The sequence below is a fragment of the Ruegeria sp. CF4 genome (assembly GCF_056537345.1).
This window is the reverse complement of the sequence record NZ_JBQFRJ010000004.1, coordinates 119799-140421: the sequence shown is the minus strand read 5'-3', so window position 1 is coordinate 140421 and position 20623 is coordinate 119799. Positions and strand designations below refer to the sequence as shown.

Genomic DNA, 20623 nt, shown 5'->3' with positions numbered 1-20623 from the left:
CTCAGTTCGCTGGCCTCAGTTGGGCCGCCTGTTCCTGACGCCGCTTCTCCAGCACCACTTCACGCGGGACCCAGTCATAACGCGTGTCTTCGACCAACGGCCCCCAATACAACACGCCGCCATATCGCCACGGATCCAGTACGACGCCATCATACATGCTCTCACCCTTGCGGCTGATGATGGCGGTGCTGTGGTCGATGCGGAACGGGTTGTCCGCGTTGGCGATGGCGCGGTGCATTTCCAGCGTGCGGAACTGTTCCTGGTCCAACCGGCGCTCAATATCCTCGGCCCAATGCCAGCACAGGCCACGCGGGCGCAGGCCCTTGTTGACTTTGGCGTTGTGGATCAAGGGCGGGTCGGTGATTTCGTATTCCTGCACCAGCTGAGCGGTGTAGGCATAGGTGATACGGGCGGCTCGGGTGGCCTCTTCCGGGTCAATATCGGGGCCGAGGCTTTGGATTTCCGCAGCCAGGCGCTGCACCTCGTCCCCTGTCGACGGCGGAGGCATGGCGCAGGCGGCGAGGGTGGCAAGCACAGTTGCAAACGCCAATATTCTGATCATTCACGCGCCCTTCGCCTCGCTATACTCCGACGTCAGAGTATAACGGGCTGAGCTTGCGCACGGAACCCGGATGATCAGCTCTGAGGGCGGGCCGCTTTTTCAGCAATGCCGCTGGTGCCCTGTCGACGGGCCAGTTCTGTCAGCACATCGTCCAGCGCCACTTCGCGCGCGGCCAGCATGACCAGCAGGTGATAGAGCACATCTGCCGCTTCGGAGGTTAGCTTCTCCCTGTCCCCCTTGGCCGCTTCGATGATTGCCTCGATCGCTTCTTCGCCGAACTTCTCGGCGCATTTCTCAGGACCCTTGGCCAGCAGCTTGGCGGTCCAGCTGCTGTCAGGGTCTGCCCCTTTGCGGGCCTCGATCGTGGCGGCCAGATCGTGAAGGATACTCATGTCAGCCTCATCGGAATGCCAGCGGCGGCCATGTGCTCCTTGGCCTCGCGGATGGTGTATTCGCCGAAATGGAAGATCGAAGCGGCAAGAACCGCGCTGGCCCCGCCTTTGGTCACGCCTTCGACCAGGTGATCCAGATTGCCGACGCCTCCGCTGGCGATCACCGGCACATCCACCGCGTTACTGATCGCGCGGGTCAGGGGCAGGTTGAACCCGGCCTTGGTGCCATCGCGATCCATCGAGGTCAGCAGGATTTCCCCCGCGCCTTTGGCCACCACGGTTTTGGCGAACTCGACCGCGTCGATGCCGGTGGGTTTGCGACCGCCATGGGTGAAAATCTCCCACTTGCCGAGGCTGACAGTCTTGGCGTCGATGGCGCAGACGATACACTGGCTGCCGAACTGGTCCGCCGCCTCGGCGATCACATCCGGGTTGGCCACGGCGGCCGAGTTGAAGCTGACCTTATCGGCCCCCGCCAACAGCAGGGCGCGCACATCGTCCTTGGTGCGCACGCCACCACCAACGGTCAGGGGCACAAAGCACTGCTCTGCCGTGCGCTGCACCACATCGAACATGGTGCCGCGGTTCTCATGCGTCGCATGGATGTCCAGAAAACAGATCTCATCCGCTCCGGCAGCGTCATAGGCCTTGGCCGATTCCACCGGGTCGCCCGCATCGCGCAGGCCAACGAAATTCACACCTTTGACCACGCGGCCATCGGCGACATCCAGACAGGGAATGATGCGGGTTTTCAGCATGGGGTGTCCTCTATTGCGGGCACCCTTACCGGCAAAGCCCTGCCGATGCCAGACTTGTGATTGTGATCTGACGTGAAGCCATGGAAATTAGAGGTGAAATTCATGAAAAGGATTATCGAGATGCGACATCTTATTCTGGCTTCAATACTCACATTCGGAGGCGCACTGTCCGCCATGGCTGAAGACATCATCAAAGTAGAGACCAACAAATCCGTGGCTGAAGCGCTGGACGCGCTCGAAGCTGCCGTTGGCAACGCGGGCGCGACTGTGTTTGCGCGAGTGGACCATGCCGCAGGGGCGGAAAAGGTCGGCACGCCGATCCCACCCAATCAGGTGCTGATCTTTGGCAACCCAGCTTTAGGCACCCCCGCCATGCAGATCGACCCGCGCGCGGGGCTGTTCCTGCCGCTGAAGGTGCAGGCCTATGAGGACGCGAACGGGCAAGTCTGGCTGGCCTATGAAGACCCGAAAGAGACGATGGACGAGCTCGATGATGTCGAAAACTCACCCGTTGTCGAGAAAATGCGTGGTGCGCTGGCGAAACTGACCGCCGCTGCCGCGCAGTAACTCAGCTCAGGGCGCGAATGGCCTCTTTCAGGTCAATCGCGCCATCATAAAGCGCGCGGCCCGAGATCGCACCGTTCAACTCGACACCGCAATCGCGCAGGGCGATCAGATCGTCCAGAGAGCTGACGCCACCCGAAGCAATCACCGGAATCGAAACCGCCTGCGCGAGCGCTGCCGTGGCCTCGATATTCGGGCCTTGCATCGCTCCGTCGCGGTTGATGTCGGTATAGATGATCGCGGCGACGCCTGCGTCCTCAAAGCTGCGCGCCAGATCAGTGACCTGCACGTCGGTCTCTTCGGCCCAGCCCTTGGTGGCGACCATGCCGTTGCGCGCGTCGATGCCCACGGCAACCTTGCCGGGGAAGGCTTTGGCCGCTTCGCGCACCAGATCGGGGTTCTCGACCGCAACGGTGCCCAGAATCACCCGCGCCAGACCTTTTTCGATCCAGGTTTCGATCGTGGCCATATCGCGGATCCCGCCACCCAACTGAGCGGGCACGTCACAGGCTTTCAGAATGGCCTCAACGGGTGCCGCATTGACGGGCTCCCCGGCAAAAGCACCGTTCAGGTCCACCAGATGCAGCCATTCACACCCCGCCTCGACAAAGGCGCGGGCCTGCGCGGCAGGGTCTTCGTTAAAGACCGTTGCCTTATCCATTTCACCACGCAGCAGGCGCACGGCATTGCCGTCTTTCAGGTCGATAGCGGGGTAGAGGATCATGTCGGGCGGCCCTATATCTCTGTTACACGCGCGGGATATCGCACAGGCAGGGCAGGGGCGCAACGCGACGCTAAGTCAATCTTGCCCGGTGCCGAACGGCAGGTCAGACTGACCGGAAAGACAGGGAGACAACCATGAAGACATATACTCTTGCGGCAGTATTCACCGCGATGGCGACAAGCGCCTTTGCCGCCGATCCGGTGGACGGCCTCTGGAAGACTGCTCCGGGGGATACGGGTGGCTATCTGCATGTGTCGATTTCCGAATGCGGCAGCGCCATCTGCGGCACCATCGACAGCGCCTTCGACGCGGATGGTAACCAGCAACTGGAATACGAGAATCTCGGCAAGCAGATCATCTGGGATATGATCCCCGAAGGGGACGGCAGCTATGATGACGGCAAGATCTGGGCTCCGGATCGCGACAAGACCTACAGTTCGAAGATGACGCTGGACGATCAGAACAAGCTGACAGTCAAGGGATGCGTTGCAGGTGGTCTGGTCTGTCGCGGGCAGGTCTGGACCCGCATCGAATAACGCCTATGGCGCCCAGGTCAGGAAGTTGCCGATCATGCGCAGGCCGACATCCTGGCTTTTCTCAGGATGGAACTGCATCCCAACCATCGTGTCGCGGCCAATAACGGCCGTGACCTCTTGCCCATACTCTACGAAAGCCAGCCGCTCTGCCGGATCAGTCACCCGGAAGTGGTAGGAATGGACGAAATAGGCGTGATCGCCCGAGCTTACCCCGTCAAAGACCGGGTGGTCGCTTTCCAGCACCAGATCGTTCCAACCCATATGCGGCACCTTCAGGGCGCTGTCCGAGGGCTCAATCCTGACAACATCTCCGGCCACCCAGCCCAGACCGTCGGTCTCGGAATACTCATGGCCCGTGGTCGCCATCAGCTGCATGCCGACGCAGATGCCCAGAAACGGGCGGCCCTTCTGCTCGACGGCTTCAACCATCGCGTCATAGATGCCTTTATGGCCGCGCAGTTCGGTGGCGCAGGCCGGGAAAGCTCCATCACCGGGCAACACCAGACGATCCGCCCGCGCGACAACATCCGCGTCCGAGGTCACGACGACGTTGCCTGCATCCATCTCACGCGCCATGCGTTGGAACGCCTTCTCTGCCGAGTGCAGATTACCGCTCTCGTAGTCAATGATGGCTGTCAGCATCTACAGCGCGCCCTTGGTCGACGGAATCGCATCCGCCTTACGCGGATCAGTCTCGACCGCATCGCGCAATGCGCGAGCGACGGCCTTGAAGGCAGCCTCGGCAATGTGGTGGCTGTTGAAGCCGTGCAACTGGTCGATATGCAGCGTGATACCGCCATGGGTGCTCAGCGCCTGAAAGAACTCGCGCACCAGCTCGGTGTCGAACGTGCCGATCTTTTGCGTCGGCAAATCTACGTTCCAGATCAGGAACGGGCGGCCCGACAGGTCCAGCGCACAGCGCACCTGCGCGTCATCCATGGGCAGATGGCATTCGCCATAGCGCCGGATGCCCTTCTTGTCGCCCAGAGCCTGCGTCAGCGCCTGACCCAGCGCGATTCCGGTATCCTCGACTGTGTGGTGATCATCGATGTGATAATCGCCCTTGGCCCGGATCGTCATGTCGATCAGCGAATGGCGCGCCAACTGGTCCAGCATATGGTCGAAAAACCCAACGCCGGTCTGATTGTCATACTGGCCGGTGCCGTCCAGATTGACCTGAACCGAGATCTCGGTCTCGGCGGTCTGACGGTTGATCTTAGCGCTGCGCATGGGCGAATTCCTTTTGCTACAGGGGCGCTTATAGACGCGGACGGGCGGCCTATCCAGACCGCTTTGAGCCTTCATCGCAAACTGTTGCAGGGGATTGCACCCGGGCGCGGCCCGTGCCAGCCTGCGGTCAACACGAACCAACAAGGCCCGGCCCATGTCCACCTGCGTCTTCATCCAGATCCGCTGTAAACCCGGCTCCACCTACAAGGTGGCCGAAGAGATCGCCCTGCGTGAAATCCATTCCGAACTATATTCCACTAGCGGCGAATATGACCTGCTGCTGAAGCTCTACATCCCCGAAACCGAGGATGTAGGCCATTTCATCAACGAAAACCTGCTGGTGATTCCCAATATCGAACGCTCGCTGACCACGATGACGTTCAAGGCGTTCTAACCCAGCTCAAACGTCGTCACGCCGAAGATTCGGCTCAGATCAATATCCGGTTCGTGATCGGAGTACATCCGCGCGGTTTCAAAGACCTTGTCCAGCCCAAGCTCGTCGGCCAGCGCAAAGGCCGAGGGGTTGGGTTGAGGCATGTCGACGAATACCTCATGCGCGTTGTGGTCCTCGGGAATCGTCGAAAGGACAGCGGCCAGCAACGCCCTCGCTATTTCTGTCGTGTCCGCAAACAGGGGGCCGACCTTGTAACCCGTCAGACAGGGGCGCAGCGTAGCATAGCCCCTGATCCTGCCATTCTCGGTATAGAGTTTTGAAACGTGGCTGTAAGCGCTCAGCCAGCTTTCCAGAAACAGGTCGCGAGGTGCGGGGAACAGCGCGCGATCATATGCCTTCAATTCATCTGACGCGCGGTTCAGATCAACAATATGATCGTTCGGCCCGGTTTCTAGCTTGGCCAGTATCAGGTGTTTCGTCCCGGCGAAACGATAGTTGTTATAAGCAAAGGTGAAGCCGGACTTGCGATAATTGTCCTGCTGTTCGACCACGCCGTCCAGCCCCATGTTGCGCCCCGTGCAATGGGCCAACGCGTGCTGCGCGATTTCAAGCCCATGGCCATGGTGCCGGAACTCGGGCTTCACGATATAGAATCCCAAAAAGGAAAACCGGTCGTCGTAATTCACGGCTGAAACGGATGAGATCATCTCATCATCCAGAAACCCGCCCAGAAACCCGTCGGGGTCTGTCGGGCGAAAGCACTTCGCATCGTGCACGCCGGGGTTCCAACCCTCGCGACCGGCCCAATCCACAGCATGTTCGACTTCATCAGCGGTAAGGGGGCGAATGACATAGTCCGACATAGGCGAATTCCGTGCATGATTGAAATCATGGCCAGAATGGCGCATTGCCTGCCAAAGAACCAGCATGTTCGGAGAGTTTGGTATCTGGAGCGGGCGAGGCGATTCGAACGCCCGACCCTAACCTTGGCAAGGTTATGCTCTACCCCTGAGCTACGCCCGCATCAGATACATATGTGGTCCGAAGACCTCTCAATGGAGCGGGCGAGGCGATTCGAACGCCCGACCCTAACCTTGGCAAGGTTATGCTCTACCCCTGAGCTACGCCCGCGCCGTTGAGTGAGGAGGGATGTATAAATTCCCACACGAGGCTGCAAGCGGAAAAACACAAAATACAGCAAAAATCTTTCGACGGAAATCAGAGGCTGGCGTGTTTAAGAACTATGGCAATGAACGAAACGAGGGGTTGGGCACAGGAAATGACAGATATTGCAGACATTAAAATGGCAGCGCTGGCCGCGTTGATTGTTCTGACCACCCTGATCTGCGGTCAAAGCGATGAAACACTGGCAGAGCTGCAGCCTAACCTCCCGCATGCTCCTTTGATCGAGACGCAGGTTTTGACGGGCTAAATCGCGCGCTCAAACAGCCAAGACGAGATTCGCGATCGCGGCAATCAGAATTGCGGTGAATGTCAGACCCATGCCGATCTGGCGCAAGATGATGATCTGTGGTGTCTTGCCAAAGCCATAAGCGTGCAGCAACCGCCCCGCCAACAATGACAGCCCCAGCAGGTTCACAAACCAGCCGCCAGCACCCTGCAATTCGACCATAGCGATGAGCAGCAAAGCAAAGGGGGCGTATTCGGCGCAGTTCGCATGGGTGCGCATCGCCTTGATCATGGCCTTGTCGCCATGATCCCCGACCGAGATTTTGCCCACCCGACGTTGCCGGATGACGTTCACGCTGAGCGCGACGTACAGAAATGCGATCAACGCGGCGTAGATCGGGGTGATGGTCAGCATGGGGCCTCCTGATGTTGAAAGGGCCGCCCGGTTCCCCGAACGGCCCCTGTCAGCTTAGAACGCTAAACCGGTTATTCCAGTTCCACCAGCAGGTCCTTTGCGTCAATCTGACCGCCGGGCTGGACGTGGACGGCTTTGACCACCGCGTCACGTTCGGCGTGGATGCCAGTTTCCATCTTCATTGCTTCGATGGTCAGCAGCAGATCACCTTCCTTGACCTCCTGGCCCGCGATAGCAGCCACAGTGGCAACGACGCCCGGCATCGGTGCACCGATATGGCTGGGGTTGCCGACTTCGGCCTTGGGCCGCTGCGTGGTTGAGGCCTTGACCAGGCGGTTCGGTACCCGGATCACGCGGGGCTGGCCGTTGAGTTCGAAGAACACTTTGACCTCACCATTCTCATCCGTTTCGCCAATCGCCTGACAGCGGATTTCCAGCGTCTTGCCCGGATCGATCTCGGCGGTGATCTCCTCACCCGGCTCCATGCCGTAGAAGAACGTGCGCGTGGGCAGTGTGCGGACCGGACCATAGGTGCGGTGGCGGCCCATGTAATCCAGGAACACCTTGGGATACATCAGGTATCCGTTCAGGTCCTCGTCATCGATCTCTTTCCCGTCCAGCTGTTTGGACAGATCGGCGCGGGTGGCCTCCAGATCGACCGCTTCGACATGTTTGCCAGGGCGTTCGGTGTTGGGGGCTTCATCCTTAAGAACCTTCTGGATGATCGTATCCGGGAACCCGCCCGGAGGCTGGCCCAGATTGCCGCGCATCATGTCGATGACCGAGTCGGGGAAGGCCACGTCTGTTCCGGGGTTTTCCACGTCATCGCGGGTCAGGCCCTGGCTGACCATCATCAGCGCCATGTCACCGACAACCTTCGATGACGGCGTCACCTTGACGATATCGCCGAACATCTGGTTCACATCCGCATACATCTGGGCGACCTCGTGCCAGCGCTCCTCTAGACCGAGGCTGCGTGCCTGTGCCTTGAGGTTGGTGAACTGACCACCCGGCATCTCGTGCAGATAAACCTCGGAGGCCGGGGCCTGCAGGCCCGACTCAAAGGCTGCGTACTGACCACGCACAGCCTCAAAATAATCGCTGATCTCACGGATCGCCTTGATATCCAGCCCGGTGTCGCGCTCGGTATGGCGCAGCGCCTCGACCACAGTGCCCAGCGTCGCCTGAGACGTGTTACCCGAGAACGCATCCATCGCGCAGTCCACCGCATCCACGCCCGCCTCGGACGCGGCCAGAATGGTGGCGCTGGCGATGCCGGCCGTGTCATGGGTGTGGAAGTGGATCGGCAAGCCGACCTCTTCCTTGAGCGCGCGGATCAGGATGCGGGCCGAGGCCGGTTTCAGCAGCCCCGCCATGTCCTTCAAGCCCAGCACATGCGCGCCTGCGTCGCGCAGCTCTTTCGCCATGCCGACATAGTATTTCAGATCATACTTGGCGCGATCCGGGTCCAGAATGTCACCGGTGTAACAAACCGTGCCCTCACAGATCTTGCCATTCTCAACGACTGCATCCATGGCGACCCGCATATTCTCAACCCAGTTCAGCGAGTCGAAGACACGGAACACATCGATATTCGTCGACGCCTGACGCACGAATTCCTGCACCACGTTGTCGGGGTAGTTGGTATAGCCAACCCCGTTTGCCCCGCGTAGCAGCATCTGGGTCATCAGGTTCGGCATCGCCTCGCGCAGGTCGCGCAGACGCTGCCACGGGCATTCCTGCAGGAAGCGATAGGCCACATCAAAGGTCGCACCGCCCCAGCATTCGACACTGAACAGCTGCGGCAGGTTGGCCGCGTAGGTCGGCGCCACCTTGATCATGTCGATCGAACGCATCCGGGTTGCCAGCAGCGACTGATGCCCATCGCGCATGGTGGTGTCGGTGATCAGCAGCTGACGCTGTGCCTTCATCCAGTCGGCAACCGCCTGCGGGCCTTTCTGCTCCAGCAGGTTGCGCGTTCCCATTTGCGGCTCAGCCTTCAGCGCGGGCGCTTTGGCTTCTTTCAGATCGGCACGGGGCTCAGGGCGGTCCTTGGTTTCCGGATGGCCGTTCACGGTGATGTCCGCGATATAGTTCAGAACCTTGGTGCCCCGGTCGCGGCGCTTCTTGAACAGGAACAGGTCCGGCGTCTCGTCAATGAACTTGGTGGTGTATTCATTCGACAAGAAGGTCGGGTGTTTCAGCAGATTCTCGACAAAGGCGATGTTGGTGGAAACACCGCGCACGCGGAACTCCCTCAGCGCGCGATCCATCCGCGCAATCGCCTTCTCGGGCGTCGGTGCCCAGGCGGTGACCTTGGTCAGCAGTGAATCGTAGAACCGCGTGATCACCCCGCCCGCATACGCGGTGCCGCCATCCAGACGAATGCCCATGCCGGTGGCCGAGCGATAGGCGGTGATGCGGCCATAGTCCGGGATGAAGTTGTTCAGCGGGTCTTCGGTGGTCACTCGGGTCTGCAGCGCGTGGCCGTTCAGGCGCACCTCGTCCTGGCTGGCTTTTCCGGTGGCCTCGGCCAGAGTCTTGCCCTCGGCAATCAGGATCTGAGCCTGCACGATGTCGATGCCGGTGACTTCCTCGGTGACGGTGTGTTCCACCTGCACGCGCGGGTTGACCTCGATGAAGTAGAACTTGCCCGTGTTCATATCCATCAGGAATTCGACCGTGCCCGCGCATTCATAGTTCACATGGGCACAGATGCGGCGGCCCAGCTCGCAAATCTCGGCGCGCTGCTCTTCGGTCAGATAGGGGGCAGGCGCGCGCTCCACGACCTTCTGATTGCGCCGCTGGACAGAGCAATCGCGTTCATACAGGTGGTAGATCTCACCATGCTTGTCGCCAAGGATCTGCACCTCGACATGGCGGGCGCGGGTGATCATCTTTTCCAGGTAGCCTTCGCCGTTGCCGAAGGCTGCTTCGGCCTCGCGACGGCCTTCCAGCACTTTCTCTTCCAGCTCATCCTCGGACAGGATCGGGCGCATCCCGCGCCCGCCGCCGCCCCAGCTGGCTTTCAGCATCAGCGGATAGCCAATCTCGGCCGCTTCGGCCTTGATGGCCTTCATATCGTCGCCCAGAACCTCGGTCGCCGGGATGACCGGTACGTCTGCCGCGATGGCGACTTTGCGGGCGCTGGCCTTGTCTCCCAACGCACGCATGGTCTCGGCCTTGGGGCCGATGAAGGTAATGCCGTTCTGCACACAGGCATCCACGAAATCCGGGTTCTCGGACAGCAGGCCGTAACCGGGGTGGATGGCATCTGCACCGCTTTCCTTGGCAACGCGGATGATCTCATCAATGCTCAGATAAGCCGCGACCGGACCCAATCCTTCACCAATGCGATAGGCCTCATCCGCCTTGAACCGGTGCAGGCCCAGCTTGTCTTCCTCGGCAAAGACCGCGACGGTGCGTTTGCCCATCTCGTTCGCGGCCCGCATCACGCGGATCGCAATCTCGCCGCGGTTGGCGATCAGGATTTTCTTGAAGTCTGTCATTTCAGGTCCCGGTCATTATAGGTGTGGCCTTGTGATTAGGCGGACAATACGGCCACGTACATCTGTAGTTCTGGGTAGAACCGGCATGTTATCGCTCGCAAACGCCGCCTTTTGGCGCTTTTCTTTTACACATGCTGCGGCGCAGCACCAAATATTGTTTTATTGGCAAAGAAAATGACCAGTTTTCAGCGGTGCTAAGCGCTACCATCCTTCCAGCCGCCCGAAGGAGCGAATACGGCCTGGCCGAATCAAGCGCTACGCAAGTGCAGAGACACGAATCGGCGAGCTTCGGGCTCAAGGCCAGCTCGGGGCCTCGCAATGACGTCGAGCTGACTGCGCAATACGTCCTGCCCGGCCGGGATCAGGCTGCTGGACGCTTGGATGCCCCTTTGGCGGGCCGCGCGGTAGCACCACCCGCCACAGCCGAGGTCTCGGCGATAGCCCCGGATCGCGCGACCTGTACTTGATTGCGACCCTTGTCTTTGGCCGCGTAAAGCGCATCGTCGGCGGCCCGCATCAGATCCTGCGGCATCACGCCATGCATCGGATAATGCGCAACTCCGACCGAGATGGTGATGCGGGGAAGCGATTTCTCTCCATAGCGAACCGAGACCGCCTCGACCGCCTGCCGCACCTGTTCGGCGCGGGTCATGGCGTCATCCGGGGTGTTGTCGGGCAGGATCAGCATGAACTCCTCGCCCCCGATCCGGCAGGCGATCTCATCACGGTCGCATCCCTGTTCGAGCGCCGCGCCAACCGCGCGCAACACCATGTCGCCAGCGTCATGCCCATGGGTGTCGTTGAACTTTTTGAAATGATCGACATCCACCGCGATCATGCTGAGCGGAGCACCCGTCTGCTGGCTACGGCTGATCGACTTGCGCAGGGTTTCAGTCATATGGCGACGATTGAACAGCCCGGTCAAAGGGTCACGCACCGACTGGTCGTGCAACTGATCGCGCATCCGAACATTGGCAATCGCCATGCTGATCTGTTCCGCGCAGAGCTGCGCCAGCTTCTTGCTGTCGTGAAATTCCTCACCGCTGCCCTCGTGCGCGCGCAGATGCAGCAGACCCACCGTCTCGCCATGGGCGAGAATGGGGAAGCAGAAATAAGGCCGCCCGTCATGCGGTTCGGCATGTTCGCAGACGAAATCGATCTCGGAGGCTCCGAATTCATATGTTCGCCCACGCCGCAGCCCCCAACAGCCTTCGGGATGAATATGCGCCTTGTGCGAGCCGCCATTCCAACTGGCGCATCCATCCAGCACGTCGCGTGAATTGGAATAGACATACACGCTGCCTTCAGCCTCGGGCAGGATATGGGTCATGAAGCGTGACACCATTTCAAAAAGCTCGTCCAGAGAACGGCTGGATTGCAGCCACTCATTCAGCTCGCCCAGCAGGCGCACTTCGCGCGCCAGGCGCAGCTGGTCATCCATCAATTCACGCTCCTTAGCGGCGCGCACCCGGAGATCGCGGACCTGCCTGCGATTCGTGCGATAGATCACCAGAATCACTGCCGTCAGCGCCAGAAGGGCCACGCTACAGAGCACGGCCAACGACCACCGGACGCGGGTGATGAACAGATCGCGCTGCGGCGTGATATCGGAATAGAACTCAATGGCGCCCAGAAACTGGCCATCCTTGATCACGGGCGTATAGATTTCGGCCACATGACAGGTTTTCTTGCCCGACCCGGCCATCGCTTCATGGTCAAGGGAATTGACCTCAGAGATCGGTTTTTCTTCGTGTTTGTAATAGGATCCTCCCGCTGCAACGATTTCCTGAAAGTAGGAATCGGAATTCACGGTTCCGACATCGCCTGGACGGGTTGACCAGAACACGCGCCCTTCGCTGTCGAACAGCTTGAAGCGATAGATGTCCGAGGTTTCGGGCAAAAGCTCCAGAAACTCCTCATCATGTTCATCAAGAACGCCGTATTGGAACGTTGCCTCGACATCGAACAGGTGCGAGGCGACCTGTTGGTTCAATTGCGCCGCGCGGTGTCGCAGATCTGATTCCAGCATTCGGTCCACCACCGGGGCCGGAATTGCGTAAATCCCCCAGCCCGCCAGCGCAGTCAGCGCCATCAGCATCAGCGAGATGCCCGCAATTTTCAGGCCCGAGGTTCGGCCTGTCTGATCCATCTGTTTCATAACCCACGCTCCCACAGCAATGGGATCAGGATGTTTGGCAAGGTTTGACAAGGGGTTAATGACGCCGGATGTTTGTTTAGAATTGATCGGATCGGCTGGCAAATTCCCTGTGAACAAGCCGTGAACAAACCCTTTCCCTTCGCGCCCATCCGGCGTAGTTTGGAGCCATGAGCAGTTTTGACGAAATGGACGCCTTCGAAGGCGCATCGCTGTCGGCGCGGGCGATGCCTGCGGCCTCGGCAGAGTACCTCAACGACCTAAATCCGGCGCAGCGCGAAGCGGTTGAGCGGCTGGATGGTCCGGTGCTGATGCTGGCCGGAGCCGGGACGGGCAAGACCAAGGCACTGACGGCGCGGATCACCCATCTGCTCAGAACCCATCGGGTGCGCGAGAATGAGATTCTGGCGGTGACCTTCACCAACAAGGCCGCGCGTGAGATGAAAGAGCGCGTTGGCCGCATGCTGGGCCGACCCGCCGAGGGGATGCCGTGGCTGGGCACCTTCCATGCGATCTGCGTCAAGCTGCTGCGCCGCCATGCGGAATTGGTCGATCTGAAATCGAACTTCACCATTCTGGATACGGACGATCAGAAGCGGCTGCTGAAACAGCTGACGCAGGCGGCCAATATCGATGACAAACGCTGGCCCGCGCGGATGCTGGCCGGGATCATCGATGACTGGAAGAACCGAGCGCTGACGCCCGACAAGGTGCCTGCTGCGGATGCCGGTGCCTATAACCACAAGGGCATCGAACTCTATGCCCAATACCAGACCCGCCTGCGCGAGCTGAACGCAGTGGATTTTGGCGACCTGCTGCTGCACATGGTGACGATCTTTCAGACGCATCCGGATGTGCTGGAGCAATATCAACGCTGGTTCCGCTACATCCTCGTGGACGAGTATCAGGATACCAACGTTGCCCAATATCTCTGGCTGCGCCTGTTGGCTGGGGGGCACAAGAACATCTGCTGTGTCGGTGACGATGATCAGTCGATCTATGGCTGGCGCGGGGCCGAGGTGGGCAACATCCTGCGGTTCGAGAAGGATTTCCCCGGAGCCTTCGTGGTGCGGCTGGAGCAGAACTACCGCTCGACCCCGCATATTCTGGCGGCTGCGTCGAATGTTATTCGTGGTAACGAGAACCGTCTGGGCAAAGAACTGTGGACGGCAGCGCGAGACGGTGAAGAGGTCCGTCTAATCGGTCACTGGGACGGCGAAGAAGAGGCTCGTTGGGTCGGAGAGCAGATCGAAGACTATGTTAGTGGTAGTTCGCCTGTTGCAAAACGAAGGCAAAACTCTCGATCCGATCAAATGATGAGGGAAGTAGAGCGTCTTGATGAATTGGGTGCCTTGAAAGGACTCAATCGAAGAGAGGATGTGCTCGACAAGTTGAAAAAGCACAAAAGCTTTTTGGCTGATGACAGTAGGAAAAGCCTCATTTGGGAATTAACAATGAGGCAACAAGAAGGGCGTTCTTTGGAAGCGGCTTTCCCAAGATTCTATCTCGATGAAATCGCCATCCTCGTGCGCGCCTCGCACCAGATGCGCGCTTTTGAGGACCGGTTTCTGACCATTGGCCTGCCTTACAAGGTGATTGGAGGGCCGCGATTCTACGAGCGGATGGAGATCCGCGATGCCATGGCCTATTTCCGGCTGGTGGTCAGCCCCGAGGACGATCTGGCGTTCGAGCGCATCGTCAACACGCCCAAACGCGGCCTTGGCGACAAGGCGCAGCAGACCATTCAGGTGGTGGCGCGGGAAAACGGGGTCTCTCTGGTCGATGGGGCGCGGATTGCGGTCGATAATGGTCTGATCAAGGGCAAGGGCGGCAAGGCGTTGCGTGAATTGATCGACGGGCTGGCGCGGTGGAATGCGATGACGCGCGGCCCGCGGATCGAAATGGACGACGATTCGGTGATCGATGATGGGGTGTCGCCGATCCGCTATGGCGCGCCTGAGCATACGCATATCGAGCTGGCGCAGATCGTCTTGGACGAATCCGGCTATACCGCGCATTGGCAGAACGAGAAGACGCCTGAGGCTCCGGGGCGGTTGGAAAACCTCAAGGAACTGGTCAATCAGCTGGACAATTTCGAGAACCTGCAGGGGTTTCTGGAACATGTCAGCCTTGTGATGGATAACGAGCAGGATAACGACGGGGCTAAGGTCTCGATCATGACCCTGCACGCGGCCAAAGGGTTGGAGTTTCCTGCCGTGTTCCTGCCGGGGTGGGAGGATGGCTTGTTCCCCTCGCAACGCTCCATGGACGAATCGGGCCTTAAGGGCCTCGAAGAGGAACGGCGGCTGGCCTATGTCGGCATCACCCGTGCCGAAGAGGTCTGCACGATTTCCTTCGCGGCCAACCGGCGGGTGTTCGGGCAATGGCAGAACTCGATGCCATCGCGTTTCATCGATGAGCTGCCCGAGGATCATGTCGAGGTGCTGACGCCGCCGGGGCTCTATGGTGGCGGTCAGACAACGGCTGGGATCGAAAGCCGCGCGGCCGAGGCGAATGTCTATAACTCTCCGGGCTGGAAACGTCTGCAGGCGCGGCAGGGGCAGTACGGGATGTCTCAGCCGAAAGAAAGCCGGAACACGGTGATTGATGCGACCGCTGTCGCCAGTTTCACGCTGGGCGAGCGGGTGTTTCACCAGAAATTCGGGTATGGCGCGGTGATCGGTATCGAGGGTGACAAGGTCGAGGTCGATTTCGACAAGGCAGGGGTGAAGAAAGTGGTCTCGCGCTTTCTGACCGCCAAGGACGACGTGCCGTTCTGACTATTTGCGAGGCTCTGCCTCGCGCTCTGGGATATTTTTAGCCAGGTGAAGTAGGGGGGGGCGTTCGCGCCCCTTTTTTGTTGTCGGAAAGAAAAACGGCGGTTCCCAGGGAGGAGGAAGGGGAACCGCCGTTCTTTTCAACTCCGAGGCAGGGAGGAGGAGAGCCCCGAAGTATCCGAACCCGGGTCTGATCCCGGTATGAGGAAGACGCGGCGACGTCTGGGAGGAGGGTGACGTCGCCGCGCGCTTTCAACATCGAGGCAGGGAGGAGGAGAGCCCCGATGTATCAGGTTCCGGCGGTCAGGGCCGGTATAAGGTGCGGCAACGTCAGGGAGGAGGAGAGACGTTGCCGCTGATTACAGACCCAAAAGGGAGGAGGATGGGCCTGATCTCAGGATCTGTGTCGCGCTTACTGCGCGGTTTGCTCTTCGGTGGCCTGCTGGGCCAGTCGGCGGATCATCGAACGGTGCAGGCCCAGATCGGCCAACTCGCGGTCCGACAGTGCCGACAGTTCGTTTACCGTCTGGCGGTACAGGCGGTAGCGCGCAACGCGGGTCTTTACGGTTTCAACCAGTGCTGCGACTCCAAATACCGGAGCGCCTTTCAGACCTGTTTGTGTGCTTGCGACTGCCATCTTCATCATCCGTTCATTCTTGTTGCTGCCGGCATCGTCCGGCGCTTGCTTGAGACTGAAGATAGGCAAATGCTGCGATTGCACAATAGCTCGCGTCGTCAATGCTGCTATGCAGCAAATGCATGGATTGTCGGGATAATCCAGGCTGCCCCAATAATTGCCTTTAAAATATAGGTTTTCGTATGCGGTTGGCTTTTTGCCAGTTCAGGTGCCGTGATTAAAGGTGCTTATCCCTTAAGCAGGATTGGCGTTTGTTTGGGCATGTTGTGTCAGATCAAGAGGGGGCAGCGCTGTTCTTCTCTGATCCAGCCCGTGGTGTGACAGTGCCATGGGAAAGCATGGGTCGCCTATGGGACTGGCCCCCTAAGCGATCGCGATTCGTCCTGGTCGGCTGGGTTTCATGGGTGCTTGCACCGGATTTACCGCCATTCAGGAAAATTATTGGGAAATCATGGGAGGAAATTTTTCAACGCCGAGTTGCGCATATGTGGTGTTGATGGGTGCCAGAATCACAATCTGTGGTGTATTTAATCCGGATTTCGATTGCTTTAATCTTATTTTGAAGCCAGAATCGGTTCTCTTCTTACAAAATTCCTGTTGATTTCCATGATTTCCCATGGCATCCCTTGTTTACCCGATGAGGGCGAGGACAGTTAAGGGGCACCAAACGACCCCGAACCAAAAATACAAAAAACAGGTTTCATACAGGCATCTCGCTTTCATCACTTAACAGATCCGGCGCGCGGGCGAGCAGACATCCCCCCAGGTGGCGCGCGCAGCTGGACATCCCGCTCAGCGGGTCAATGCGGCGGGTTGATCAGTGGCAGCAGATCAACCCGCCGTTCTTCATCCGGGGGGAACGTGAATTTTGAGGTGGGGCGCAAGCGAAAGGGACAGTCGTCTTGGCGCGCAGGTTTAGAGGTGAAAGCCACCATAAGGTGGACACGAAGGGCAGGGTCTCGATCCCGGCCTCGTTTCGCCGTGTGCTTGAAGCCTCCGATCCCAACTGGCAGCCCGGTGACAATCCTGAACTGGTGATTGTCTATGGCGATCACCGCCGCAAATACCTTGAATGCTATACGATGGAAGCGATCGACGAGGTGGACGCCAAGATTGATGCGTTACCGCGTGGCTCAATGCAGCGCCGGATGTTGCAGCGGATGTTCCATGGTCAGTCTTTCCCGACCAATGTGGACGAGACCGGGCGGCTGGTTTTGCCCGCCAAGCTGCGCAACAAGATCGATCTTGAGAATGAGGCGTTCTTTATCGCCGCCGGTGACACCTTCCAGATCTGGAAGCCCGAGACATATGAGGCCGAGGAACTGGCCACAACCGAGGAATGGCTCGACGATCTGCCGGATGATTTCGATCCGATGCAGTATCTCGACGGCATCGGGGACGGGTGACGGCATGGCCGGCGCTCAGACCTCATCGGACAAACCTCACATCCCCGTTCTGCTGCGCCCGTTGCTGGCTGCCGTGGCACCGGTCTCCGGTGTCTGGCTGGATGGCACATTCGGCGCAGGCGGTTATACCCGTGGTCTGCTCGAGGCCGGGGCCGAGAAAGTCATTGGCGTGGATCGTGATCCGCTGGCCTTTGAAATGGCTGCCGATTGGGCCGGGGAATACGGGGGGCGGCTGGTGATGCAGCAGGGCGTGTTCTCTCGCATGGATGATTATGCGCAGGGTCTCGACGGTGTGGTGCTGGACCTTGGGGTTTCTTCCATGCAGTTGGATCAGGCCGAACGCGGCTTTTCCTTCATGAAAGACGGCCCGCTGGACATGCGCATGAGCCAGGAAGGCGAAAGCGCCGCCGATCTTGTCAACACGGCGACCGAGGCGCAACTGGCCGAAATCCTGTTCCATTTCGGCGAGGAACGCGCCAGCCGTCGCATCGCAAAGGCCATCGTCAAGGCGCGGGCTGAGGAACCGATCACCACGACTCTGCGTCTGGCCGAGATCATCGAATCCTGCCTGCCGCGCCCGAAACCCGGCCAGTCGCACCCGGCGACGCGCAGCTTTCAGGGCCTGCGCATCGCGGTAAATGCGGAATATGAAGAGCTGTTTCAGGGCCTCATGGCCGCCGAACGCGCTCTGAAACCCGGCGGGCAACTGGCGGTCGTCACCTTCCATTCCATCGAGGATCGGATGGTGAAGCGCTTCTTCCAATCGCGCGCCGGAAAAACCGGGCGCGCCAACCGCTACGCGCCCGAGATGGCGCAGGATCAGCCGCAATTCACGCTCAAGACCCGCAAGGCTGTGGGGCCGGATGAGCAGGAACTACAGGAAAATCCGCGCGCGCGTTCGGCCAAGCTGCGCGTCGCGGTCCGGACGGACGCCCCGGCGGGGGAAATTGAGGCCCGCGCCATCGGCATGCCGCAACTGGGGGGAAGAGCAAGATGAAGAGTATTCTGTATGTGTTGACGGCCCTTTCCGTGTTCGGGCTGGCGCTCTGGGCCTATCAGGAAAACTACCGCACCCAGCAGGTGGTGAAAGAAACGCAATCGCTGCAGCGTCAGATCGGGATGGCGCAGGCGCGGTTGGCCGTGCTGAACGCTGAATGGGCCTATCTCAACCGTCCTGACCGCCTGCGCGAACTGGCAGACCTGAATTTCGAACGTCTCGGCCTGCTGCCTCTGCGGGCCGAACAGTTTGGCCGTGCGGATCAGATCAGCTATGGCGAGGACCCGGACCTGCCCATTGTCGACCCGCTTGAACTCGAGGACATCACCGATGTTCAGGCGTTGATCGAGGTGCAGATCCCATGACCCGTACACCGCTCCGCCCTCTGGCCCGTATTCTCGACGCCCGTGCCAAGGGTGAAAACCCCAAGGCGATTGAGCGTGAGAACATCCGCAAACGCCACGAAGACATGAAAGACCGCGCCCGCGCGCGCGCCGAAGGCCGCCTGCTGGTGCTAGGCCTGTTCTTCTTCTGCGCCTTCTCGGTCGTGGGCTTCCGCATGGGCGTTCTGGCGACGTCCGAAGCACAGGAACCTCTGGCCAGCGCGCCGGGCGCCTCCATTGCCATGCAGCGCGCCAATATCGTCGACCGCGAGGGGCGCATTCTGGCGACCAATCTGGACACCTATTCGGTCTATGCGCAGCCGCCCCTGATGATCGATCCTATCGCAGCGGCTGATCAGCTGGTTGCGATCTTTCCCGATCTGGAAAAAGAGCGTCTGGTCAAAGACTTCACCGGCAATCGCAAGTTCCTGTGGATCAAGAAACGTATCTCGCCCGAGCAGAAGCAGGCCGTGCATGACATCGGTGATCCCGGCATCCTGTTCGGTCCGCGTGAGATGCGCCTGTACCCGAACGGCAAGCTGGGCGCACATATTCTGGGCGGCTCGGGCTTTGGCCGCGAGGGCGTAAGTGCTGCCGAGGTGATCGGCGTGGCAGGTGTCGAGAAACAGTTCGACGACTACCTGCGTGACCCGGCCAACGGCAACAAACCCCTTCAACTGTCGCTGGACCTGACCGTTCAGGCGGCTGTTGAACAGGTGCTTTATGGCGGCATGAAGATCATGAACGCCAAGGGCGCTTCGGCAGTTCTGATGAACGCCCATACGGGCGAGGTCGTCTCGGCCGCGTCGCTGCCATCCTTCGACCCCAACGACCGCCCACGCCCGCCGACCTCGGGCTTTGACCCCTCGGACAGCCCGCTGTTCAACCGCTATGTGCAGGGCGTGTATGAGCTGGGCTCGGTGTTCAAAATCTTCACTGCCGCGCAGGCGGTGCAGTTGGGGCTGGTGAACTCCAACACGATCATCGACACCTCGGGCCCGATGAAAATCGGCCGTTTCCCGATTGGGGAATTCAACGGCAAGAACTATGGCGAGATCAGCGTCGCCGATGTGATCGTGCACAGCTCGAACCGGGGCACCGGGCGGCTGGCATTGCAGATCGGTGCGCAGCGGCAGCAGGATTTCCTGAACGCTCTGGGTATGTTCGACCCGACCCCGTTTGAGATTGTCGAGGCCAAGGGCGGGCAACCGCTCAAGCCCAAGAAATGGGGTGAGCTGAGCACTGTGACCATCTCCTATGGTCACGGCCTTTCAACCAGCCCGATGCATCTGGCCGCCGGTTACGCAGCGATTGCCAATGGCGGGCATTATGTCAGCCCCACCATCCTGCGCCGCAACGGTCCACAATACGGGCCTCGCGTGATGTCCGAAAGCACCGCCAAGCAGGCGCAGGATATGTTGCGCAAAGTCGTGACCGACGGTACCGCCAGCTTTGGTGATGTCAAAGGTTATGACGTGGCAGGCAAGACCGGCACCGCCGACAAACCGAAGCCGCGTGGTGGCTACTATGAGGACAAGGTGATCGCCACCTTCGCCACCATTTTCCCGGCCTACGATCCGAAATATGTGCTGATTGTTACGCTCGATGAGCCGTCCATCGTCGCCTACGGTGAAAAGCGTCGCACGGCGGGTTGGACCGCCGTCCCCGTTGCCGCCGAACTGATCGGACGCGTGGCACCCTTGCTGGGCCTCAGACCCCGGCTTGAGCCTGAGGCGCGCGCTGCTATAACGCTGACCTCAAATTAGGCTGTCCG

At 59.8% G+C, this 20623-nt stretch carries 20 protein-coding genes and 2 tRNA genes; 9 read left to right on the top strand and 13 right to left on the bottom strand.

The features are described from left to right. Position 1: 1 nt before the first annotated feature. The 3 genes from ACR0NF_RS11305 to hisF all read right to left on the bottom strand — a co-directional run bounded on the left by ACR0NF_RS11305 (position 2) and on the right by hisF (position 1712). Positions 2 to 562: a hypothetical protein gene (locus ACR0NF_RS11305; protein ID WP_480778266.1), complete on the bottom strand. Its 561-nt coding sequence runs from the start codon at positions 560 to 562 to the stop codon at positions 2 to 4. A 74-nt stretch (positions 563 to 636) separates the two neighbouring features. Then, positions 637 to 954, bottom strand: coding sequence for a phosphoribosyl-ATP diphosphatase (locus ACR0NF_RS11300; protein WP_480470391.1), 318 nt, complete (start codon positions 952 to 954; stop codon positions 637 to 639). Further along, positions 951 to 1712 (bottom strand): imidazole glycerol phosphate synthase subunit HisF, encoded by a 762-nt coding sequence (gene hisF, locus ACR0NF_RS11295; protein ID WP_480778265.1) that lies wholly within the window; start codon positions 1710 to 1712, stop codon positions 951 to 953. Before hisF ends, ACR0NF_RS11300 begins: the two co-directional genes overlap by 4 nt. Positions 1713 to 1886: 174 nt before the next feature. Here hisF and ACR0NF_RS11290 point away from each other — a divergent pair, with 174 nt between their 5' ends. Then, on the top strand, positions 1887 to 2279 hold the full coding sequence (locus tag ACR0NF_RS11290) for a DUF302 domain-containing protein (RefSeq protein ID WP_480471914.1): 393 nt from the start codon (positions 1887 to 1889) through the stop codon (positions 2277 to 2279). 1 nt (position 2280) lies between these two features. On the opposite strand, the gene hisA is transcribed toward ACR0NF_RS11290, so the two are convergent. Beyond that, on the bottom strand, positions 2281 to 3000 hold the full coding sequence (hisA, locus tag ACR0NF_RS11285; RefSeq protein WP_480470390.1) for a 1-(5-phosphoribosyl)-5-[(5-phosphoribosylamino)methylideneamino]imidazole-4-carboxamide isomerase: 720 nt from the start codon (positions 2998 to 3000) through the stop codon (positions 2281 to 2283). Between the two features lie 134 nt (positions 3001 to 3134). On the opposite strand from hisA, the gene ACR0NF_RS11280 reads away from it, so the two are divergent. Then, positions 3135 to 3536: a DUF2147 domain-containing protein gene (locus tag ACR0NF_RS11280; protein WP_480778264.1), complete on the top strand. Its 402-nt coding sequence runs from the start codon at positions 3135 to 3137 to the stop codon at positions 3534 to 3536. Between the two features lie 3 nt (positions 3537 to 3539). Here the strand turns inward: ACR0NF_RS11280 and hisH are convergent, their stop codons facing one another. Both hisH and hisB read right to left on the bottom strand, forming a co-directional pair. After that, positions 3540 to 4178 (bottom strand): imidazole glycerol phosphate synthase subunit HisH, encoded by a 639-nt coding sequence (gene hisH / locus ACR0NF_RS11275; RefSeq protein WP_480778263.1) that lies wholly within the window; start codon positions 4176 to 4178, stop codon positions 3540 to 3542. Further along, a complete protein-coding gene (hisB, locus tag ACR0NF_RS11270; RefSeq protein WP_480778262.1) occupies positions 4179 to 4766 on the bottom strand; it encodes an imidazoleglycerol-phosphate dehydratase HisB in 588 nt (195 codons plus the stop codon). Between the two features lie 154 nt (positions 4767 to 4920). Between hisB and ACR0NF_RS11265 the strand changes: the two genes are divergently transcribed. Further along, entirely contained in the window at positions 4921 to 5160 is a 240-nt protein-coding gene (locus ACR0NF_RS11265) for an Lrp/AsnC ligand binding domain-containing protein (protein WP_170615187.1), read from the top strand. On the opposite strand, the gene ACR0NF_RS11260 is transcribed toward ACR0NF_RS11265, so the two are convergent. The 3 genes from ACR0NF_RS11260 to ACR0NF_RS11250 all read right to left on the bottom strand — a co-directional run bounded on the left by ACR0NF_RS11260 (position 5157) and on the right by ACR0NF_RS11250 (position 6291). Then, positions 5157 to 6023, bottom strand: coding sequence for a GNAT family N-acetyltransferase (locus ACR0NF_RS11260; protein WP_480470386.1), 867 nt, complete (start codon positions 6021 to 6023; stop codon positions 5157 to 5159). The genes ACR0NF_RS11265 and ACR0NF_RS11260 overlap by 4 nt on opposite strands. Before the next feature lie 85 nt (positions 6024 to 6108). After that, positions 6109 to 6183: transfer RNA gene (locus ACR0NF_RS11255), tRNA-Gly, on the bottom strand. Between the two features lie 33 nt (positions 6184 to 6216). Further along, positions 6217 to 6291 (bottom strand) — tRNA-Gly (locus ACR0NF_RS11250). A 148-nt stretch (positions 6292 to 6439) separates the two neighbouring features. On the opposite strand from ACR0NF_RS11250, the gene ACR0NF_RS11245 reads away from it, so the two are divergent. Next, the gene (locus ACR0NF_RS11245) at positions 6440 to 6592 is read left to right on the top strand and encodes a hypothetical protein (RefSeq protein ID WP_480667534.1); all 153 of its coding nucleotides are present in this window, start codon (positions 6440 to 6442) and stop codon (positions 6590 to 6592) included. Between the two features lie 9 nt (positions 6593 to 6601). Here ACR0NF_RS11245 and ACR0NF_RS11240 read toward each other — a convergent pair whose 3' ends face one another. The 3 genes from ACR0NF_RS11240 to ACR0NF_RS11230 all read right to left on the bottom strand — a co-directional run bounded on the left by ACR0NF_RS11240 (position 6602) and on the right by ACR0NF_RS11230 (position 12643). Continuing rightward, entirely contained in the window at positions 6602 to 6985 is a 384-nt protein-coding gene (locus ACR0NF_RS11240; protein WP_480778261.1) for an MAPEG family protein, read from the bottom strand. A gap of 71 nt (positions 6986 to 7056) precedes the next feature. Further along, positions 7057 to 10494 (bottom strand): pyruvate carboxylase, encoded by a 3438-nt coding sequence (locus ACR0NF_RS11235; RefSeq protein ID WP_480778260.1) that lies wholly within the window; start codon positions 10492 to 10494, stop codon positions 7057 to 7059. Positions 10495 to 10855: 361 nt separating this feature from the next. After that, the gene (locus ACR0NF_RS11230; RefSeq protein WP_480778328.1) at positions 10856 to 12643 is read right to left on the bottom strand and encodes a sensor domain-containing diguanylate cyclase; all 1788 of its coding nucleotides are present in this window, start codon (positions 12641 to 12643) and stop codon (positions 10856 to 10858) included. A 176-nt stretch (positions 12644 to 12819) separates the two neighbouring features. Between ACR0NF_RS11230 and ACR0NF_RS11225 the strand changes: the two genes are divergently transcribed. Beyond that, positions 12820 to 15429 (top strand): ATP-dependent helicase, encoded by a 2610-nt coding sequence (locus ACR0NF_RS11225; RefSeq protein ID WP_480658301.1) that lies wholly within the window; start codon positions 12820 to 12822, stop codon positions 15427 to 15429. Positions 15430 to 15838: 409 nt separating this feature from the next. Here ACR0NF_RS11225 and ACR0NF_RS11220 read toward each other — a convergent pair whose 3' ends face one another. After that, positions 15839 to 16063: a DUF1127 domain-containing protein gene (locus tag ACR0NF_RS11220; RefSeq protein WP_480470381.1), complete on the bottom strand. Its 225-nt coding sequence runs from the start codon at positions 16061 to 16063 to the stop codon at positions 15839 to 15841. A gap of 938 nt (positions 16064 to 17001) precedes the next feature. On the opposite strand from ACR0NF_RS11220, the gene mraZ reads away from it, so the two are divergent. Genes mraZ through ACR0NF_RS11200 form a run of 4 tightly spaced genes read left to right on the top strand, consistent with a single transcriptional unit; the run spans position 17002 to position 20615 of the window. Then, complete coding sequence (gene mraZ, locus ACR0NF_RS11215; RefSeq protein ID WP_480537011.1) at positions 17002 to 17469, top strand: division/cell wall cluster transcriptional repressor MraZ; 468 nt, start codon at positions 17002 to 17004, stop codon at positions 17467 to 17469. A gap of 4 nt (positions 17470 to 17473) precedes the next feature. After that, a complete protein-coding gene (gene rsmH, locus ACR0NF_RS11210) occupies positions 17474 to 18466 on the top strand; it encodes a 16S rRNA (cytosine(1402)-N(4))-methyltransferase RsmH (protein ID WP_480778327.1) in 993 nt (330 codons plus the stop codon). After that, a complete protein-coding gene (gene ftsL / locus ACR0NF_RS11205; RefSeq protein WP_480470379.1) occupies positions 18463 to 18831 on the top strand; it encodes a cell division protein FtsL in 369 nt (122 codons plus the stop codon). The genes rsmH and ftsL overlap by 4 nt, the downstream gene beginning before the upstream one ends. Further along, positions 18828 to 20615: a peptidoglycan D,D-transpeptidase FtsI family protein gene (locus tag ACR0NF_RS11200; RefSeq protein WP_480778259.1), complete on the top strand. Its 1788-nt coding sequence runs from the start codon at positions 18828 to 18830 to the stop codon at positions 20613 to 20615. Before ftsL ends, ACR0NF_RS11200 begins: the two co-directional genes overlap by 4 nt. Positions 20616 to 20623: the final 8 nt, after the last annotated feature.

Bases quoted from the DNA above. Each gene is read 5' to 3' on its own strand.
- ACR0NF_RS11305 (WP_480778266.1), bottom strand. From the start codon at position 562: ATGATCAGAATATTGGCGTTTGCAACTGTGCTTGCCACCCTCGCCGCC.
- ACR0NF_RS11300 (WP_480470391.1), bottom strand. From the start codon at position 954: ATGAGTATCCTTCACGATCTGGCCGCCACGATCGAGGCCCGCAAAGGG.
- hisF (WP_480778265.1), bottom strand. From the start codon at position 1,712: ATGCTGAAAACCCGCATCATTCCCTGTCTGGATGTCGCCGATGGCCGC.
- ACR0NF_RS11290 (WP_480471914.1), top strand. From the start codon at position 1,887: ATGGCTGAAGACATCATCAAAGTAGAGACCAACAAATCCGTGGCTGAA.
- hisA (WP_480470390.1), bottom strand. From the start codon at position 3,000: ATGATCCTCTACCCCGCTATCGACCTGAAAGACGGCAATGCCGTGCGC.
- ACR0NF_RS11280 (WP_480778264.1), top strand. From the start codon at position 3,135: ATGAAGACATATACTCTTGCGGCAGTATTCACCGCGATGGCGACAAGC.
- hisH (WP_480778263.1), bottom strand. From the start codon at position 4,178: ATGCTGACAGCCATCATTGACTACGAGAGCGGTAATCTGCACTCGGCA.
- hisB (WP_480778262.1), bottom strand. From the start codon at position 4,766: ATGCGCAGCGCTAAGATCAACCGTCAGACCGCCGAGACCGAGATCTCG.
- ACR0NF_RS11265 (WP_170615187.1), top strand. From the start codon at position 4,921: ATGTCCACCTGCGTCTTCATCCAGATCCGCTGTAAACCCGGCTCCACC.
- ACR0NF_RS11260 (WP_480470386.1), bottom strand. From the start codon at position 6,023: ATGTCGGACTATGTCATTCGCCCCCTTACCGCTGATGAAGTCGAACAT.
- ACR0NF_RS11245 (WP_480667534.1), top strand. From the start codon at position 6,440: ATGACAGATATTGCAGACATTAAAATGGCAGCGCTGGCCGCGTTGATT.
- ACR0NF_RS11240 (WP_480778261.1), bottom strand. From the start codon at position 6,985: ATGCTGACCATCACCCCGATCTACGCCGCGTTGATCGCATTTCTGTAC.
- ACR0NF_RS11235 (WP_480778260.1), bottom strand. From the start codon at position 10,494: ATGACAGACTTCAAGAAAATCCTGATCGCCAACCGCGGCGAGATTGCG.
- ACR0NF_RS11230 (WP_480778328.1), bottom strand. From the start codon at position 12,643: ATGGATCAGACAGGCCGAACCTCGGGCCTGAAAATTGCGGGCATCTCG.
- ACR0NF_RS11225 (WP_480658301.1), top strand. From the start codon at position 12,820: ATGAGCAGTTTTGACGAAATGGACGCCTTCGAAGGCGCATCGCTGTCG.
- ACR0NF_RS11220 (WP_480470381.1), bottom strand. From the start codon at position 16,063: ATGGCAGTCGCAAGCACACAAACAGGTCTGAAAGGCGCTCCGGTATTT.
- rsmH (WP_480778327.1), top strand. From the start codon at position 17,474: ATGGCCGGCGCTCAGACCTCATCGGACAAACCTCACATCCCCGTTCTG.
- ftsL (WP_480470379.1), top strand. From the start codon at position 18,463: ATGAAGAGTATTCTGTATGTGTTGACGGCCCTTTCCGTGTTCGGGCTG.
- ACR0NF_RS11200 (WP_480778259.1), top strand. From the start codon at position 18,828: ATGACCCGTACACCGCTCCGCCCTCTGGCCCGTATTCTCGACGCCCGT.